General features: G+C 67.2%; 13 protein-coding genes and 1 pseudogene. 6 read left to right on the top strand and 8 right to left on the bottom strand.

The annotated features are described in order from the left end of the window. Positions 1-191: 191 nt before the first annotated feature. From ACYP5B_RS23045 to ACYP5B_RS23035, 3 genes are all read right to left on the bottom strand, one after another. Positions 192-1,439 carry an MFS transporter gene (locus tag ACYP5B_RS23045; RefSeq protein WP_459571211.1) on the bottom strand — a complete coding sequence of 416 codons (1,248 nt, stop codon included), beginning with the start codon at positions 1,437-1,439 and terminating at the stop codon, positions 192-194. A 156-nt stretch (positions 1,440-1,595) separates the two neighbouring features. Beyond that, positions 1,596-2,009 (bottom strand): VOC family protein, encoded by a 414-nt coding sequence (locus tag ACYP5B_RS23040; protein ID WP_400094548.1) that lies wholly within the window; start codon positions 2,007-2,009, stop codon positions 1,596-1,598. 27 nt (positions 2,010-2,036) lie between these two features. After that, complete coding sequence (locus tag ACYP5B_RS23035; protein ID WP_459571210.1) at positions 2,037-2,456, bottom strand: GNAT family acetyltransferase; 420 nt, start codon at positions 2,454-2,456, stop codon at positions 2,037-2,039. Between the two features lie 127 nt (positions 2,457-2,583). On the opposite strand from ACYP5B_RS23035, the gene ACYP5B_RS23030 reads away from it, so the two are divergent. The 5 genes from ACYP5B_RS23030 to ACYP5B_RS23010 all read left to right on the top strand — a co-directional run bounded on the left by ACYP5B_RS23030 (position 2,584) and on the right by ACYP5B_RS23010 (position 6,472). After that, positions 2,584-3,198, top strand: coding sequence for an HD domain-containing protein (locus ACYP5B_RS23030; protein ID WP_459571209.1), 615 nt, complete (start codon positions 2,584-2,586; stop codon positions 3,196-3,198). Positions 3,199-3,276: 78 nt separating this feature from the next. Beyond that, positions 3,277-3,825 carry a GbsR/MarR family transcriptional regulator gene (locus tag ACYP5B_RS23025; RefSeq protein ID WP_459571208.1) on the top strand — a complete coding sequence of 183 codons (549 nt, stop codon included), beginning with the start codon at positions 3,277-3,279 and terminating at the stop codon, positions 3,823-3,825. 93 nt (positions 3,826-3,918) lie between these two features. Continuing rightward, positions 3,919-5,430 (top strand): TIGR01777 family oxidoreductase, encoded by a 1,512-nt coding sequence (locus tag ACYP5B_RS23020; RefSeq protein WP_459571207.1) that lies wholly within the window; start codon positions 3,919-3,921, stop codon positions 5,428-5,430. Continuing rightward, on the top strand, positions 5,427-5,969 hold the full coding sequence (locus ACYP5B_RS23015; RefSeq protein WP_459571206.1) for a DUF4166 domain-containing protein: 543 nt from the start codon (positions 5,427-5,429) through the stop codon (positions 5,967-5,969). Before ACYP5B_RS23020 ends, ACYP5B_RS23015 begins: the two co-directional genes overlap by 4 nt. 53 nt (positions 5,970-6,022) lie before the next feature. Then, a complete protein-coding gene (locus ACYP5B_RS23010) occupies positions 6,023-6,472 on the top strand; it encodes a hypothetical protein (protein WP_459571205.1) in 450 nt (149 codons plus the stop codon). An 85-nt stretch (positions 6,473-6,557) separates the two neighbouring features. Here ACYP5B_RS23010 and ACYP5B_RS23005 read toward each other — a convergent pair whose 3' ends face one another. Next, positions 6,558-10,151 (bottom strand): indolepyruvate ferredoxin oxidoreductase family protein, encoded by a 3,594-nt coding sequence (locus ACYP5B_RS23005; RefSeq protein WP_459571204.1) that lies wholly within the window; start codon positions 10,149-10,151, stop codon positions 6,558-6,560. A gap of 327 nt (positions 10,152-10,478) precedes the next feature. Between ACYP5B_RS23005 and ACYP5B_RS23000 the strand changes: the two are divergent. Next, positions 10,479-11,354 (top strand): annotated as a pseudogene (locus tag ACYP5B_RS23000) (NYN domain-containing protein); the annotation flags it as partial. 1,087 nt (positions 11,355-12,441) lie between these two features. Here the strand turns inward: ACYP5B_RS23000 and gspF are convergent. The 4 genes from gspF to ACYP5B_RS22980 all read right to left on the bottom strand — a co-directional run. After that, on the bottom strand, positions 12,442-13,659 hold the full coding sequence (gene gspF / locus ACYP5B_RS22995) for a type II secretion system inner membrane protein GspF (RefSeq protein WP_318236144.1): 1,218 nt from the start codon (positions 13,657-13,659) through the stop codon (positions 12,442-12,444). Between the two features lie 16 nt (positions 13,660-13,675). Continuing rightward, positions 13,676-15,214: a type II secretion system ATPase GspE gene (gene gspE, locus ACYP5B_RS22990; RefSeq protein WP_267604607.1), complete on the bottom strand. Its 1,539-nt coding sequence runs from the start codon at positions 15,212-15,214 to the stop codon at positions 13,676-13,678. A gap of 8 nt (positions 15,215-15,222) precedes the next feature. Then, positions 15,223-17,670 (bottom strand): type II secretion system secretin GspD, encoded by a 2,448-nt coding sequence (gene gspD, locus ACYP5B_RS22985; protein ID WP_459571203.1) that lies wholly within the window; start codon positions 17,668-17,670, stop codon positions 15,223-15,225. Positions 17,671-17,723: 53 nt separating this feature from the next. After that, on the bottom strand, positions 17,724-18,442 hold a 719-nt coding region (locus ACYP5B_RS22980; protein WP_459571202.1), incomplete at its 5' end, for a type II secretion system protein N.

Genomic DNA, 18,442 nt, shown 5'->3' with positions numbered 1-18,442 from the left:
GGCGGGGTCAGGTTGCTGGAGGCGGAATCGGGCATATTGGCGGCGGGCACGGCCGGCCGCGCCTGGCGGCGCGGGGTGTGCCCTGGCGGGCGCTGCAGGGTAATCGAGCCCTGCATCGTCGCACATCGGTGCGTCGCGCGCATGACCGGCGGCGATGCCGGCCACTGATGTGGCCGGTCGCGCGAGTCCGGCTACGCCACCGCGGCGTGGCTGGCCGGGCGCAGCAACCCGCGCCGGTGCAGGGCAAAGCCAAAGGCCGCCAGCGCCGCCAGCGCCAGCACCACCATCACCCACAGCATCAGCCAGTAGCCGCCCGCGGCGCGCCACAGCAATGCGCCCAGCCAGGGCGCGGCGGCCTGCATCAACAGCACCGGCGTCATCATCAGGCCGTTGAGGGTGGCGTAGTGGTGGCGCGAGATCAGCTCCGGCATGGCCATGGCCCGCAGCATGGTGTTGATGCCGTTGGCGCAGCCGTACAGCACCGCCGCCAGCATCAGCCATTTGCCATAGCCGAGCGCAAAGCACAGCAGGCCCAGGCTCATCACCACATACACCGGCAGCGATAGCCGCAGCGGATGGCGCACGGGAAAACGCATCATCACCAGGCGGCCGACCACCTGTGCCGGGCCGATCAGCGCCGCCACCACCAGTTGCTCGCCCAGCGGCAAGCCCTTTTCGGTCAGCATCGGGATCAGGTGAGCGCCCAGCAGCGAGGCGATCACGGCCAGCGCGGTGAAGGCCAGCACCACCGCCCAGAACACCGGCTGGCGCAAGGCGAGCTGGGCGATGCCGGGCTGCGCGGCATCCGCCAGCGGGGTTGGCGCCGGCGCGGCCGCGTATGTGGCATGCGCCACATAGCGCAGGCGGGCATGAAAGGGCGCGCAAACGAAAAGGTTGAGCGCCGCAAAGCACAGCAGCGTCTCGCGCCAGCCCAGGTGCAGCACCAGCCATTGCGCCAGCGGCACGAAGATGGTGCTGGCAAAGCCCGCCATCAACGTCACCGTGACGATGGACTTCTGGTAGCCATCGCCAAAGGTCTGGCGCAGCACGACGAAGGCGGGCTCGTACAACGTGGTCGCCATGGCCAGCCCGATCGGTATCCACATCAGCAGGAAGGTGGCCTGGTTCGGGCTCCACGCCCACAGCAGCAGGCCGCAGCCGCCCAGCACGGAGCCCGTGCACATCACGACGCGCGCAGGCACGCGGTCGAGCAGGCGGCCCACCGCGAACGAGCACATCGCCCAGACCAGCAGCCCGAGCGAATAGCCGCCGGCAAGAAAGGGTTTGGAGTAGCCAAGCGTCGCGCTCATTGGCCCGATGAACACGGTGAAGGCGAAGTACAGCGTGCCCCAGGAAATCGTTTCGGTGACGCCAAGGGTCCAGACCAGCTGGCGTGGCGAGATGGCGCGTGGGCCGGGTGGGGCGTCTTGTCGTGTCATGGCGCGCCTGGACGCGGTATGTACCGCCGCGCAATGGTCGCCGTGAGGAGGCGGATGGCGCGATTGGCGGCGAGGGGCTGAGCGGGAATTGTAGCCGGCATCCAGGCGGAATGCCTGCTTTGCGTCACATGGTTTGGCCGCTATCCATATAGGCCGCTATCCCTTGCCCGTGGGCGGCCCTTTCAGCTCCACCATATTGCCGTCCGGGTCGTGCACGTAGATCGACGGGCCTTTGCCTTCGGCGCCGAAGCGCATCTCCACCGGGCCCGGCTCCGCGCCGTGCGCGCGCAAGTGGGCGCCGATCGCATCGGCATCGAAAGGATCAAGGCGCAGGCAGAAGTGGTCGAGGTTGCGGCCTTCCCTGCCCGGCCCGGCGCCGCCGGCGCGGCCCAGCGGGCCGTCCAGCGCTACCAGGTCGATCAGCCCGCTGCCCGCGCGCAACTGGATCAGGCCGAATTCCGCCTGTACCCGTTCGACGCTGCAGCCAAGCACGTCCACATAGAAGCGCATGAGTGCCGTCACGTTGCCGGTGCGCAGGACGAGGTGATCGATGCCGAGGATGCGGAACATGGCCATAACTCCCAGCGCTTCCAGCGCTCAGATATCCGGAATCAGCCGCTTGCCCAGGCTGACCACCTCGTCCTGCGCGTACCCGAGGCTGCGGTAGAAATCGATGACCTTGCTGTTGCCGGTGCGCACCAGCAGGTTGATCTTGGGGCAGCCGCGCTCGATCAGCAACTGCTCGGCGTGCGCCATCAGGCGGCGGCCGTGATCGCGGCGCTGGTGCTCGGGATGCACCGCCAGGTAGTAGACCCAGCCGCGATGGCCGTCAAAGCCGACCATGGCCGATGCCATCGGGCGGCCATCCACTTCGCCCACCAGGAACAGCTCGGGCTGCTCGGTCAGCTTGCGGGCAATGTCTTTCTTCGGGTCGTTCCACGGCCGGGTCAGGCCGCAGGCTTGCCAGAGGTCGATGATGGCGCCCTCGTCGGCGGCCAGGTAAGGGCGGATCTGCATGCGGATTGATGCGCCGCGGCATGCGGCGGCAATGTTAAGTCCTTGACAGTGTAGCCGTGAAACCTGTGCCAGAATCGCCGCTCATCCCCATCAAAACAAGCAGGCTCACCCTGCACGGAGACCCACGATGAACGAAACGACCACGCACGCCCGCGCCACCTTCAGCCACATGGAACAAGGCACGCGCGAGGACTGGGCGGCGATATCCGCCGAGTTCATGCCCTTCGCGCAGGCGCTGGCAGACCGCGTGCTCGATCACCTCCGGCTGCTCGACGGCGACTGCGGCGGCTTTCCCATCGACCGCCTGACCCACTGCCTGCAGACCGCCACGCTCGCCCACCGCGACGGGCGCGACGAGGAGTACGTGGTGTGCGCCCTGTTGCACGATATCGGCGACACGCTTGGCAGCTTCAACCATCCGGACATCGCCGCCGCCATCCTCAAGCCCTTCGTCAGCCCGGAGAACCTGTGGATGGTGGAGAAGCATGGCGTGTTCCAAGGCTACTATTTCTTCCATCACCTGGGGCTGGACCGCAACCTGCGCGAGCAATTCCGCGACCAGCCCGAGCTGTTCGATCGCACCGCGGAGTTCTGCGCCAAGTACGACGGCGCAGCCTTCATGCAGGACTACGACACGCTGCCGCTGTCCTTCTTCGAGCCGATGGTGCGGCGCGTGTTTGCGCGTCCGCGCAACTCCATGTATGTGAAGGAGAATGAAAGCACGCTGGCGCAGCCGGCCTGAACCGCGTCGCAGCAAGTTGCCGACCGGAAGGTGCATTTCTGTCTTGACGGAAATTTCCGAACAGATAAACTGTCACGCATGGAACTTCAACCGGTCGCACAACGCTTCGTCCTGCACTGGGGCGAAATGGGCTCTAAGTGGGGCGTCAATCGCACCGTCGCGCAGATTCACGCCCTGCTATTCCTTGCCGAGCACCCGCTGCCGGCCGAGGAGATCGCCGACACGCTCAATGTGGCGCGTTCCAACGTCAGCAACAGCCTCAAGGAACTCCAGAACTGGAAGCTGATCCGCACCGTGCACATGATGGGCGACCGGCGCGATCACTTCGAGACCATCACCGATGTGTGGGAGCTGTTCCGCACCGTGGTGCGCGAGCGCAAGCAGCGCGAGTTCGATCCCACCATCGACGCCTTGCACGAGTGCGTGAACAATCCCGCGTTCACCAAGGAGAGCAAGGAAGTGCAGAAGCGCATCATCGCCACCTTGCAGCTGATGGAAACGCTGGGTAGCTGGGGCGACGAAATGCTGCGCCTCTCGCCCGATACCCTGGTCAAGGTGATGAAGCTCGGCGCGCGCATCCAGAAGCTGGTGCGTGGCAACCAGCGCGTCCGCGAAGCCGGCAAATAGCACAGGCATGAAAAGCAGGCCGCCACGGTGGCCGCTTTTTTTGACTTGATATTTCTCTTAAGACAGAAATTAATGTAAATAAGGATGCTTGAGATGGATCCGACCAACGGCGCGCTCTACACCGTCATCCTCAACCTGTTGATCGTGCAGGGATTGATGGGTGCCTTCGATACCGTCTGGCATCATGAACTGCGCTGCGCCTTGCCGCAGCAGCACAACGCCGCGCCGGAGCTGCGCCTGCACGCGATCCGGGCGGTGCTGTACGGCGTGCTGTTTGGCGGCCTGGCGTGGTTTGCCTGGGGCGGCGCCTGGCTGGTGCCGCTATGGGCCATCGTCGCCATCGAGATCCTGCTGACGCTGCGCGACTTCGTGGTGGAAGACCAGACCCGCAGCCTGCCGCCGAGCGAGCGGGTGACGCATACCGTCCTGGCCATCAACGGCGGCGTGATCTTTGGCTTGCTGGCCTGGCATTCGCAAGCCTGGTGGCAACTGCCATCGGGCCTGCACCTCAATCCGCTCGGCTGGCAAAGCTGGGTGCTGAGCGTGTTCGCGCTGGGCGTGGCCGCGTCTGGCGTGCGCGACGCGCTGGCGAGCCGCGCGCTGGCTGCCCGCGCCGGCGCTACGCCGTCGTTCGATTTCACCGGCGCCGATCCGGCCCGGCGCGCGCAATCGTTCCTGCTGACCGGCGGCACCGGTTTTATAGGCCAGGCGCTGGTGCGGGCACTGCTGGCCAATGGCCATCGCGTGACGATCTGGGCGCGTAACCCCCGCGTGGCGGCCCAGTTATTCGACGGCCGCGCTGCTTGCGTCGGCTCCCTGGCGCAGATCGATCCGGCTGTGCACTTCGATGTGGTGGTCAACCTCGCCGGCGCACCCATCCTGGGCCCGCGCTGGAGCGCCGCGCGCAAGCGCAGCCTGGTGGAAAGCCGCGTGGGCACCACCCGCGCGCTCTGCGCGTGGCTGGCGGGGGCCGTGCACCGGCCGCGCCTGCTGATCAACGGCTCGGCGGTGGGCTACTACGGCATCCAGGGCGACGACGACCTGAGCCAGCGCACCGAGGCTAGCGCCCCGCAGGACATCTTTGCCTCGCAGTTGTGCCAGCAATGGGAAGACGCGGCGCGCACCGTGATGCCGCTCGGCATCCCCTTAGCCATCCTGCGCCTCGGCGTGGTCTACGGCCATCAAGGCGCGCTGCCCGCCATGCTGATGCCGGTATGGCTCGGCTTCGGCGGCCCGATGGGGAGCGGCCGGCAAGCGCAGAGCTGGGTACACATCGACGACGTGCTCGGGGTGATCGCCTGGCTGTGCCGCGGCGATGCCGTGGCATCCGCCATGGAAGCTGTCGCCACCTACAACCTGGTCGCGCCGGAAACCCCGAGCCAGGCCGGGTTTGTGCGCGCGGCGGCAGCGCTGCTGCGCCGGCCCGCCTTCATGCCCACGCCGGCATGGCCGATGCGGCTGGCTCTGGGCGAGCAGGCCACGCTGCTGCTCGACGGCTTGCGCGTAGCGCCGGCGCGTTTGCAGCATGAGGGCTACGCGTTTCGCTTCCCCACGTTGCAACTGGCGCTGGCAGACCTGCTCGGCGCCGGGCGGGTGCGCTCATGACCGCACGCACGGGCATTTACGAAATCATGCTGGGCGCCGGCTTTGCCGATCTGGCGCCGGTGCTGCAGCGCGTGCATCGCGCGCAAGGCATCCAGCTGACGGGCACGCTGCGCGTGCGCTGGAGCCAGCGGCGCTGGTTGCGCGCGCTGCTGCATCTGTCGGCGCTCCCGCGGCCCGCGCAGGCGGCACCCACGCGCGTCGCCATCATGCCGCTTGCTGCGGGAGAACAGTGGCATCGGCAGATCGGCGGCAAGCTTGTGGCCAGCCGCATGGAAGGCGCGCGCGCCGGGCTGGTAACCGAGCGCATGGGCCCGCTTGCCCTTGCGCTGGACACGCGCGTCGATGGCGCGGGCCGGCTGCGGCAGGCCAGCCGTCGCGTCAGCCTGTTCGGCATGCCGCTGCCATGGCTGCGCGTGCTGGCCAGCGAGCGCGCGCTCGATGGCCATCGCTATTGCTGTGACGTACGGATCTGGATGCCGCGTCTTGGCTACCTGCTGCGCTACGACGGCGTACTGGCGATTTGCGAACCCGATCTTTGAATACCTGAATACCTGAATACCTGAGTACTTGATCTTTGTCTGGAGAGACGCGTATGAAATCCGTACCGACCGCGCGCACCGCGCTTGCCGCCGTGCCAGCCTGGATGCCTGTGGTGCTGCGGCTCGCTGCAATCTACAACCTGCTCTATGCGGTGGTGCTGAGCCTGTGGCCCGCGCAGATCTTCGACTGGCTCGGCATGCCGGCTACGCCCAATGCGATGATTCAATGCATCGGCATGATGGTGGGCGTCTATGCGCTGGGTTACTGGATTGCGGCGCAGGACATGTTGCGTTACTGGCCGCTGGTGGTGGTGGGGCTGGTGGGCAAGACGCTCGGGCCGCTTGGGTTCTTGCACGGCGCGCTGACCGGCGTGTTCGCATGGAAGAGCGGGCTGTTCGTGTTGTTCAGCGATCTGTCTTGGTGGGTGCCGTTCTGGGCAATGACGTTGTTTGCGTTGAAGCACCGTCATGCGTGGGACGATGCCCGCATGCAGCGCCAATAAAAAAAGCAGCGGCCCCTGCTCGGAGCCGCCGCTTTCGCGTTCGACGGGCACGGCCTCACGGCAGCGCCTGGTACCACCTCGCAAATCAAGCCACCTGCTGCGCCGTCTGCGGATGCCGGAACTGCTCAAGCAGCGCCGCCCAGCGCGTACGCACCTTCGCCAGGTTGTCTTCCTTGACGTGCCCGAAGCCGCGAATGTCGTCGGGGAGGCTGGCCAGCGTGATCGCGGTTGCATGGTTGGCTGCGCTCAGGCCGCTCGTCAGCTCGTCCAGCAACGCACGATACTCGCCGATCAGCGCGCGTTCGGTGCGACGCTCGGCCGTCTTTCCGAACACATCGAACATGCCGCCGCGCAGGCCTTTGAGCTTGGCCAGCACGCCGAAGAGCTTCATCGTGGACGGGCCGAAGCGGCGCTTGAGCAGATGCCCCTTTTCATCGCGCTTGGCCAGCAGCGGCGGCGCGAGCCAGAAGCTGAGCTGGTAGTCGCGGCCGGGCTCGCCTTCGAACTGGTTGCGCAGCTTGTCGAGGAAGATCGGGTCGGTATAGAGCCGCGCGACTTCGTACTCGTCCTTGTAGGCCATCAGCTTGGCGAGATTGCGCGCCACGGCCTCTGTCAGCGGGAGCGGCTTGCCGCTGCCGACCAGCGTGCTTTCCGCCGCCCGCACGCGGTTCACGGCGTCGCGGAAGGTTTGGGCGTAGGCGCTATCCTGGTAGGCCTTGAGGTGCTCGGCGCGGTGTGCGATCAGCTTCTCCAGCAGGGCGCCGGAGGAGGTGGGCAGCTTGACCACGTCGGCGCCTTCGGCGGTGCTGCGCAGCTTGCCGGTGAGCGACAGCACGTGCTCCGGATCGTGCGCCATGTGGCGGCCCCAGTCGAAGGCGGCCTTGTTCTTTTCCACCGCCGTGCCGTTGAGCTCGATGGCGCGCACCAGCGCATCCAGCGATAGCGGCAGCCAGCCTTTCTGCCAGGCATAGCCCAGCACCAGCGGATTGGTGAAGATGGCGTCGCCGATCAGCGCCACGGCCAGGCCGCTGGCGTTGATGAAGTCGCAGGCTTCGCCCACCGCATTGCGCACATCCTGTTCCGCCGACAGGCCGGGGAACTGCCACTTGGGGTTCTTGATGAACTCCGCGGTGGGCGTCTGTGCCGTGTTGACGATGGCGCGCGTGCGGCCTACCTGGGTCTTGGAGATGACATCGTCGGTGGCGCTGACGATCGCGTCGCAGCCAATCACCAGGTCCGCTTCGCCCATGGCGATGCGGGTGGCGTGGAGCTGGTCCGGGTGCGCGGCAATCTGAACGTGCGACAGCACCGCGCCGCCTTTTTGCGCCAGGCCGGCCATGTCGAGCACGGTCACGCCCTTGTTTTCCAGGTGCGCCGCCATGCCGAGCAGGCCGCCGATGGTGACCACGCCGGTGCCGCCCACGCCCGTGACCAGCACGCCGTAGGGATGCTCAAGGCCGGGCAGCGCCGGTTGCGGCAAGGCCGGCAGGTTGTCCATCGACACGCCGTGGCGCTCGGGCTTCTTCACCTGCGCGCCTTCGGCCGTGACAAAGCTGGGGCAGAAGCCGTTGACACAGGAGAAGTCCTTGTTGCAGGACGACTGGTTGATCTGGCGCTTGGTGCCCAGCTCCGTTTCCAGCGGCTCCACCGACAGGCAGTTCGACTTCACCGAGCAATCGCCGCAGCCTTCGCAGACCGCGTCGTTGATGAAGGCGCGCTTGGCCGGATCGGGGTAGGTGCCGCGCTTGCGGCGCCGGCGCTTCTCGGTGGCGCAGGTCTGGTCGTAGATCAGGATGGTGGCGCCGGGGATCTCGCGCAGCTCGCGCTGGATCTTGTCGAGCTCGTCGCGGTGATGCACTTCCACGCCTTGCGGCAGCTTGATGGCGGCGCTGTATTTTTCCGGCTCGTCGGTGACGACGACGATCTTCTTCGCGCCTTCGGCCGCCACCTGGAAGGCCACGTCCTGCACCGACAGCTTGCCGTCGATCGGCTGGCCGCCGGTCATGGCGACCGCGTCGTTGTAGAGGATCTTGTAGGTGATGTTGACATTGGCCGCGATCGACGCGCGGATCGCCAGCAGGCCAGAGTGGAAGTAGGTGCCGTCGCCCAGGTTGGCGAACACATGCTTGTCGCCGGCGAAGGGCGCCTGCCCGATCCATGCCACGCCTTCGCCGCCCATCTGGCTGAAGGTGCTGGTGCTGCGGTCCATCCACACCGTCATGTAGTGGCAGCCGATGCCGGCCAGCGCGCGCGAGCCTTCGGGCACGTTGGTGGATGTGTTGTGCGGGCAGCCCGAGCAGAACCAGGGCTTGCGCTCGGCCGCCACCCGTGGCACGGCCATGGCCTTTTCCTTGGCCTCGATCACTGCGATACGCGCGGCAATGCGCGCGCGCACGTCGGCGGGCAGCTCGAACTTGTCGAGCCGCGTGGCGATGGCGCGGGCAATGATGGCGGGCGACAGTTCATAGTGCGCCGGCAGCAGCCAGTTGCTCTGCGGGATCGACCATTCGCCGCCCGCGTTGTCCTTTTCGTCGAATTTGCCGTAGACCTTGGGGCGCACGTCGTCGCGCCAGTTGTAGAGCTCTTCCTTGAGCGCGTACTCCATGATCTGGCGCTTTTCCTCGACCACCAGGATTTCCTGCAGGCCTTCGGCAAAGGCGCGCGCGCCGTGCGCTTCCAGCGGCCACACGCAGCCCACCTTGTACAGGCGGATGCCGATGCGCGCGCAGGTCTCATCGTCCAGGCCCAGGTTGGCCAGCGCCTGGCGCGTGTCGAGATAGGCCTTGCCGCCGGTCATGATGCCGAAGCGGGCATGCGGCGAATCGATCTCGATGCGGTCGATCTTGTTGGCACGCACATAGGCCAGGCCGGCGTACCACTTGTAGTCGAGCAGGCGCGCTTCCTGTTCCAGCGGCGGATCCGGCCAGCGGATATTGAGGCCGCCCGGCGGCAGGATGAAATCCTGGGGCAGCACGATCTCCACGCGGTGCGGATCGAGTTCCACGGAGGCCGACGATTCCACCACGTCGGTCACGCACTTCATCGACACCCACAGTCCGGAATACCGGCTCATGGCCCAGGCGTGCAGGCCGTAGTCGAGATATTCCTGCACGTTCGACGGATAGAGCACTGGCAGGCCGCAGGCCTTGAAGATGTGCTCGGACTGGTGCGCCAGCGTGGACGATTTGGCGGCGTGGTCGTCGCCCGCCAGCACCAGCACGCCGCCGTGCTTGGAGGAGCCGGCCGAGTTGGCGTGCTTGAAGACGTCGCTCGTGCGGTCCACGCCCGGGCCCTTGCCGTACCACATGCCGAACACGCCTTCGAACTTGGCGTCCGGATACATGTTCACCTGCTGCGAGCCCCATACGGAGGTGGCAGCCAGGTCTTCATTCAATCCCGCCTGGAACACGATGTCGTGCGCGGCCAGATGCTGCTTGGCCTTCCATAGCGACTGGTCCAGCGAGCCTAGCGGCGAGCCGCGGTAACCAGAGATAAATCCGGCCGTGTTAAGGCCGGCGGCGCGGTCGCGCTCGCGCTGCAGCATCGGCAGGCGTACCAGCGCCTGCGTGCCGCTGATATAAACGCGGCCACGCTCCAGCGTGTATTTGTCTTCCAGGGAAACGTTTGCGAGCGCGCGGCGGATGGCGTCGCTGACCGGAGGGGTCAGGGGGGCATTCATAGGTGCTCCTCTTTGGGGCATGCAGTCGGGATCACCGACTCACTTCAGTTGTGGGCGACCGTGCGCCGCCTCTTGTGAAGGCGGAAAACGGCCGTGTCTCTTTGGCGCATGGTAGCACCGCGCCGGAGGGCGCGGCACCTTGCGTTGCAGCAAAAAGCGCGCCCGCGAGAGGCGTGCTTTCCCGTATGGACACGCTTCGCGTGTACACTGCGTTGCAAACAGGTTTACGCAACAAACGGGCAGATGCGGACCGTGCGCCATATCTTCAGGGATTGCGCCCCGGTGCAACCCGCCCCATCCGAGGCCGACCGGCCTCCAGGACCCAACATGACTATTTCCTCCCGCCAGGGCACTGCGACCCTGGCTGTGCTGATCGACGCCGACAACGCGGCGCCCGCCATCGTCGAAGGCCTGCTGGCCGAAGTCGCAAAGTACGGCGTAGCCGCCGTCAAGCGGATCTATGGCGACTGGACCAAGCCCAACCTCGCCGGCTGGAAGGAGCGCCTTTTGTCGCACTCCATCCAGCCGATCCAGCAGTTCCGCTACACGGTCGGCAAGAACGCCACCGACAGCGCGATGATCATCGACGCGATGGACCTGCTGTACACGGGCCGCTTCGATGGCTTCTGCATTGTCTCCAGCGACAGCGATTTCACCCGCCTGGCCTCGCGGATCCGCGAGCAGGGCCTGACCGTGTACGGCTTTGGCGAACGCAAGACGCCCAAGCCCTTCGTCACGGCCTGCGACAAGTTCATCTTTGCCGACGTGCTGCGCAGCGACGCCGACGCCGACGCCGACACCGATACGGAAGCCGACGGCGCCGCCGCGCCCGCGCGCAAGCGCAACAGCGGCGAGCTGCGCCAGGATTCGCGCCTGGTGCGCCTGCTGCAAAGCGCCTCGCAGGCGGTCTCGGACGAAGAAGGCTGGGCCACGCTCGGTGGCATGGGCAACCATATCGCCAAGCAGGCACCGGAGTTCGACTCGCGCAACTACGGCTACGGCAAGCTCTCCGAGCTGGTTGCTGCCACGGGCCTGTTCGAAGTCGAGACCCGCAACGGCAACAACAACAAGACGCTGTGGGTGCGCCTGAAGCGCCGTTCGAAGTCCGGTGAAGCCGAGCCCCGTCAGGGCGACGACCGCCAGGCTGAGAACCGTCAGCCCGAGAGCCGTCAAGTCGAGAGCCGTCAGCCCGAGAATCGCCAAGGCGAGAGCCGTCAGGGCGAGAACCGTCAGGGCGAGAACCGTCAGGGCGAGAACCGTCAGGGCGAGAACCGTCAGGGCGAGAATCGTCAGGCTGAGATCCGTCAGGGCGAGATGCCCCAGGCTGAAAGCCCTCAGGGTGAGAACCGCGAGAACCGCGAGAACCGTGACAACCGCGAGCGGCGTGAGAATCGCCGCAACAAGCGGCGTGGCGGCGATCGCCAGCCTTTCCCTCAGCAGCAGGGCTCGCGGCCGGAGCGTGCGCAGCAGTCCGCACTGCCTGTCCAGCCCGCACCGGTGCCCGAATTTGCCCCCCCGGCTCCCGTTAGCGAAACCGCCCCGTCGTTCGTGGTGGATCCGATGGACGTGCTGGAGCGCGTGGAGCAGGCCTCCAATGGCGCGGAGTCGTTCGACGAGCAAGACGACAGCGATGCCGGCGACAACGGCGAATCGAATGGCCGCCGCCGCAAGCCGCCCAAGCCCGAGGTCACGCTGAGCGAGATCCCGTGGCCGATCGACAGCTCGATCTTCGTGGCGCCGTCCTCTACCGTGGTGGCGCCGGTGGTCGAAGCCATCGAAGCCATCGAAGCCGTCGAGGTCGTCGAGGTCGTCGAGGTGGCTCCGGTCGAGGAAGCCGTTGAGATTGCCGAGGTCGTCGAAGTCGCTCCGGTAGTGGAAGCCATCGAAGCGATCGAAGCGATCGAAGCCGTCGAAGCCGTCGAAGTTGCCGAGCCGGTCGAGCCCGCGGTTGAGGTAAAGGCCAAGGCCCCGGCCCGCGCCAAGAAGACCGCTGCGCCCGCCAAGAAGACAGCCGCTCCGGCCAAGAAGGCTGAAGCACCCGCCAAGAAAGCGGAAGCACCGGCAAAGAAGACCGCTGTGGCCGCCAAGAAGGCTGCCGTGCCGGCCAAGAAAGCCGCCGCTCCCGCCAAAAAGGCTGCGCCCGCGGCCAAGAAGGCAGCCGCGGCACCGGCCAAGCGGGCTCCGAAGAAGACGGCGAAGGCCGCTGAATAAGCCACACTCGTCAGAATGCAAAACGGCGCCGCAAGGCGCCGTTTTGCATTTCAGCAGCTTGCGCCACCGGGCCGCATGACTAACGCACCAGCTGGTTGATCTCGATAATCGGCATCAGCACCGCCAGCACGATCAGCAGCACCACCACGCCCATGCTGAGGATCAGCAGCGGCTCGAGCAGGCTGGTGAGGAACAGCGTGCGGCGCTCCAGTTCCGCGCCTTCGCCCTGCGCCGCGCGTTCCAGCATGATCGGCAGGTTGCCGGTGGCTTCGCCGGAGCGGATCAGGTGCACGAGAACGGACGGGAACTGGTTTTGCGCCGCCAGCGCGCGCGCCAGCGACGCGCCTTCGCGCACCCGCGTGGTGGCGTCATCCACATTGGCCTTGAGCGCCTCGTTGGTCAGCGTCTCCCCGGCTGCCTGCAGGCTGCGCAGGATGGGCACGCCGGCGGAAACCAGGATGGCGAGCGTGCTGGCGAAGCGCGCGGTGTTGTACCCGCGGATCAGCTTGCCCACCAGTGGTGCGGTCAGTAGCCAGCGGTGCCACTCCAGGCGCACACCGGGCTGGCGCAGCAGGCTGCGTATCCCCAGGCTCACGGCCACGATGAAAGCCAGCGCCGCCCACCACCAGTTGCGCACGAAATCCGACAGCGCCAGCATGATGATGGTCAGCGTCGGCAGCTTCTGCTTGGTGTTGGCGAAGACGCTCACTACCTGCGGCACCACATACGACAGCAGGAAGATCACGATGGCGAAGGCCACCACCGTGACGATGGCGGGGTAGGTGAAGGCCAGCCGGATCTTGGCGGTGAGCGAGTTGCGCGTCTCGATATAGTCCGCCAGCTTCTCCAGCACCAGCCCGAGGTGTCCGGAGTGCTCCCCGGCGGAAACCAGTGCGCGGTAAATATCCGGAAAATCGCGCGGATGATGCAACAGCGCCACCGAGAGCGAGCTGCCGCCGACCACGTCCGCGCGGATGCCGGCCAGCAGTTCATGCACATAGCTGCGCTCGGCCTGGTCGGCCAGCGCCGCCAGCGCTTCGTCCAGCGGCAGGCCGGCCACGATCAGGCTGGCGAGCTGGCGCGTGAACAGCGCTTGCTCTTGCGTGGAGAGCCGGCGCACGAAGGCAGCGGTGCTGCTCTTCTGCACACCGCCTACGCCCGCAAGAGGATCCACATTGAGCGGTGTCAGGCCGCGCGAGCGCAACTGGGCGCGGGCCTGCTTGGGGCTGTCGGCTTCGATGACGCCGCGCTCGGTCTTGCCGGCGGCGTCGACGGCCTCGTAACGATAGGCTGGCATGTCTCTCGGCTCGCCCTTAGTCGCGCGTGACGCGCAAGACTTCTTCCAGCGCTGTCGCGCCCGAGTCGATCCAGCGTTGCGCATCGCGGCGCATGGTGTGCATGCCGCGCTCCAGGGCCACCTTCTTGATCTCGGATTCGGCCGACTGGCGATGGATCATGGTGCGGATCTCGTCGTCCACGCTGAGCAGTTCGTACACGCCCATGCGCCCCTGGTAGCCGGAGTGTCCGCATTTGTCGCAGCCTACCGCATGCCACACGCGCTGCAGCGGCTTGCCTTGGGCCAGCAGCACGTCGGCTTCGTCGGGTGTGACTTCGATCACTTCCTCGCGCTTGCAGTGCTGGCACAGCCGGCGTACCAGCCGCTGCGCCAGCACGCCAAGCAGCGACGACGACAGCAGGAAGGGCTCGATGCCCATGTCGACCAACCGCGTCACCGCCGAGGCGGAATCGTTGGTGTGCAGCGTGGCCAGCACCAGGTGGCCGGTGAGCGAGGCCTGCACCGCGATCTGCGCAGTTTCCAGGTCGCGGATTTCGCCGATCATCACCACGTCCGGATCCTGGCGCAGGATGGCCCGCAGCGCCTTGCCGAAGGTCATGTCGATGCGCGGGTTGACCTGGGTCTGGCCGATGCCGTCGAGGTCATACTCGATCGGGTCTTCCACCGTCATGATGTTGGTGGTGCGCGAATCGAGCCGCGAGAGCGCGGCATACAGCGTGGTGGTCTTGCCCGAGCCGGTCGGCCCGGTCACCAGCACAATGCCGTGCGGCTGGCGGATCAGGTGATCGAAGCCGCCCAGCGTGCCCGGCGCCATGCCGAGCTTGGCCAGATCCAGGCGGCCGGCTTCCTTGTCGAGCAGACGCAGCACCGCGCGCTCGCCGTGGCCGGTGGGCAGGGTGGAGACACGCACGTCCACGGGACGCCCGCCCACGCGCAGCGTGATGCGGCCGTCCTGCGGCAGGCGTTTTTCCGCGATATCGAGCTGCGCCATGATCTTGATGCGCGAGATCAGCGCGCCGTGCAGCGCCTTCTTGGGACGCACCACATCGCGCAGCGTGCCGTCCACGCGAAAACGCACCACCGAGGACGACTCGAATGGCTCGATATGGATATCGGAGGCGCCTTCGCGCGCGGCCTGCGTGAGCAGCGCGTTGATCATGCGGATGATGGGGGCGTCGTCCTCGGACTCCAGCAGGTCTTCCACGGCGGGAATGTCCTGCATCAGGCGCGACAGGTCGACTTCGCCCTCCACCTCGCCAACCACCTGCGCCGCGCTGCCGCTGTCCTGGCGGTTGTAGGCCTCGGACATGGCGAGCTCCAGCGCCTCGGGTTCCAGCACGCGCAGGCGCAGCGGCCCGTGCACGCGCGCCACTTCGGCCAGCGCCGCCGGTGAGGTGGCGCGGCTGACCCACACTTCCAGGCCATCGGTGCGCTGGTGCGCGATCAGCAGGCGGGCCTCGCGCGCGAAGCCGTACGTGACGAGGCGCGCGGCGATGGTCGACGGCGGCTCCAGCGGTTCGTCGGACACTGCGGCGGGGGCGATGCTTGTGGCCATGTCGTGTCTCAGTTCACCGGGCGGACGGCGTCCACCGTGGCGTTGCCGAGATTGGCGCCCGGCGGCAGCGGGGTGCCGTTGGCCGACGGCGCTTGCGCCTGGGGCTGCCTTTGCTGTTGTTGTTGTTGTTGCTGCTGCTGCTGCTGCTGCTGCTGCTGCGATTGCGGCAGCGTCTGCTCCAGCGGCAGCGGGCCCGGCACCGGCCCGCGCGAGCGCGGATCGACGAACGGTGCCATGGGCGCGTCCGCCGGCGGCAGGACCGGCGTGTTGCCGTCGCGCACCATGATGTTGGGCGAGGCGAAACCTTGCTGCAGGCCGCGGATGTAGTCGTAGCGGTCCTGCGTCAGGCGGTCGGTCGCGCCGGCGGTGCGCATCACGTACGGACGCAGGAACACCAGCAGGTTGGTCTTGCCGCGGTTCTTGTTCTCGTAGCGGAACAGCCCGCCGATCCACGGCAGGTCGCCCAGGCCCGGCACCTTCTGCACGCCGTCGCCGTAAGTGTCTTCGATCAGGCCGCCCAGCACGATGATCTGGCCGTCGTCCACCAGCACATTGGTTTCGATCGAGCGCACATTGGTGGTGGGCCCCTGGGTGAGGGCGGCGGTGCCCTGCACCACGGACGACGACTCCTGGTAGATCTGCATCTTCACCAGGCCGCCATCGGTGATCTGCGGCTTGACCCGCAGCGTGATGCCGACGTCCCTGCGGTCGAAGGTCTGGAACGGCGTGACCGAGGCGGCGCCGCCGGTCTGTGCATAGGAGCCGGTGGTGACCGGGATGTTCTGCCCGATCAGGATCTTGGCTTCCTCGTTCTCGAGCGTGATCAGGTTTGGCGTGGACAGCAGGTTGACGCTGCCGTCGCTGCCCAGCGCATGCAGCAGCGCGCCCAGCCCGATCGCGCGGTTGACGATGCCGAGGTTCAGGCCGGCCAGATCGGGCACCAGGCTCGAGACGCTCGGAATGGCCGCCACGCCGTTCGCGTTGATCGCGGCGGCGGCACCCGTCAGGTTGATGATGTTCTGGCCGCCCGTGCCGAAGTTGGTGCCGGCAAAGACGTTGGTGTTGCTGTTGCGCGAGTTGAGCAGGCCCTGCCACTGGATGCCCAGCTGGCCGGTCTGGGTGGAAGACACTTCCACGATCATCGACTCGATATAGACCTGCGCGCGGCGCATGTCGAGGTCTTCGATCACCGCGCGCAGGTTGCGATAGACCGGCTCGCTGGCCGTGATGATCAGCGAGTTGGTGGCCGGGTCGGCCTGGATGATGCCGCCGGTGGTCGGCAACGTGTTGGTGGCGAACGAACTCGCGAAGGCCGAGCCGCCGGTGCCGGATCCCGAGCCGCTGCGCGAGCTGCCGGTGCTGCCGCCCGTGTACTGGCCGGTGTTGGGCGTCGAGGTGTTGAGCAGGCCGGTGCCGCTGGCAATGCCCCCCGCGCCGGTTGCGCCCGGCGTGCCGGCCTGGCTGGTGTTGAAGGAGCTGTCGGCCGCGACGATGGCGCGCAGCGTCTGCGCCAGTTTGGTGGCTTCAGCGTTCTTCAGCGGCACCACCCAGATATTGCCGGGGCGCGCATAGGGCTGGTCGAGCTTCTCGATCAGCTGGCGCGCCTGCTGCAGCCGTGCCCGGCTGGAGGCGCGGATCATCAGCGAATTGCTGCGCGGCTCCGCCACCACCGAGGTGCGCAGGCTGGCGTCCGCGCCGGCCACGGCCCCGCCGGCGGCGCCGGCGGAACCCGGGTCCAGCAGCTTTTGCAGCACCAGCGCGGTATCGCTGGCGATGGCATTCTTGAGCGGCACGAGTTCGACCTCGCCGGAGGCGGGCGCGTCGATGGCGGCGATGATGCGGCCCAGGCGCTGCAGGTTCTCGGCGTAGTCGGTAATGACCAGCGTGTTGTTGGCCGGGTAGGCGGTGATGGTGTTGTTCGGCGCGATCATCGGGCGCAGCACCGGCACCAGGTTGTTGGCCGACTCATAGTTGAGGCGGAACACCTGCGTCACCACCTGGTCGCCGCGGGATCTGCCGCTGCCGATCACGATGGGCGAGCCCTGCAGCTTGGCGTCGGCTTCCGGCACCACCTTGGTGAAGCCGTTGCTCTCGACCATCGCATAGCCCTGCATGCGCAGCACTGACCCCAGCGTTTCCAGCGCCTGCGCGCGCGACACGGGCTGCTCGGTCACCAGGTTCACCGAGCCCTTCACGCGCGGGTCGATGACGAAGTTCTTGCCGGTCGCCTGCCCCACCGCCTTCACCACCGATTCCAGGTCAGCATTGACGAAGTTGAGCACGACCTGGTCGCGGTTGCGCGGGGTCAGGTCGGGCGGCTGCCCCGGCTGGGCCGCCGGCTGGCTCGGTTGCTGGGCCCACAGCGGCGCGGGTGCCAGCAGGGACAGGCCGCATAGCAGCGCGGTGGCGCGGGCGCAGCGGGTCTTGAGCGAAGGTCGAAGGGCTTGGGTTTTCATATTCGGTTCCGGGCTGCGGGCGTCGGCGCGAAGGTTTCGCACCGACGCCGGGGTCAGAAGCGCAGCCGTGTCACATTGTCCTCACGTCGTCCCAGCAGGCTCAACAGGCCTACCAATTGCGTAGCGGCGTCGGGGTCGGCATCCGCCGTGCCCTCGAAACGCGCCTGGCGGCCCAGCGTGCCGTTGCCCTGCAGGTGCAGCGGCCCGGCGAGGGTGGTCAGTTGCAGCTTGCCATCGGCGCCGGACCAGTCGATCTCCGCGCGGTAGCTGCCAAGCGGGCGCACCCGGCTGACGGCCGATGATACTTGGTCAAGCCGCACGGTCAGGTGGCCGGTCATGCCACCTGCGCCGCCCGGCTCGCCGGCGCGGGCAAAGAAGCGCCCTTGCAGCCCGGACCAGTCGATGCGCATCAGTCCGTCGGGGCGCAGGGTATTGAAGGGGGCGCCGACGCCTTCGAGCAACGCCGCGGGCATGCGGATGGCGCCGGCCTGGGCGGTCCAGCCAAACGGCGTCACCGCCACGGCGACCGGGCCGCTCATGGCCTCCGTGTGGCTGACCACCATGCGCAGCGTGCCGGTCAGCAACGGCCAGAATGCCACCGACCATTGCAGCCGCCCGGGCAGCACGGTGGCGGTCTCGCTGCCGGCGCCGGCCGACAGGGCCAGGGTGGCGCTGCCGTTCCACAGCGAGCCATCGGCATCGGCCAGCAGCACGCGGCGCTGGCTCTGGCTGGCAATGCTGTCGGCGATCCATGCCGCGGGAAATGCCGCCA

This window comes from Cupriavidus sp. 8B (assembly GCF_054589115.1).
The sequence above is the reverse complement of the archived record's forward strand: the minus strand, read 5'-3'. Positions and strand labels throughout refer to the sequence as shown.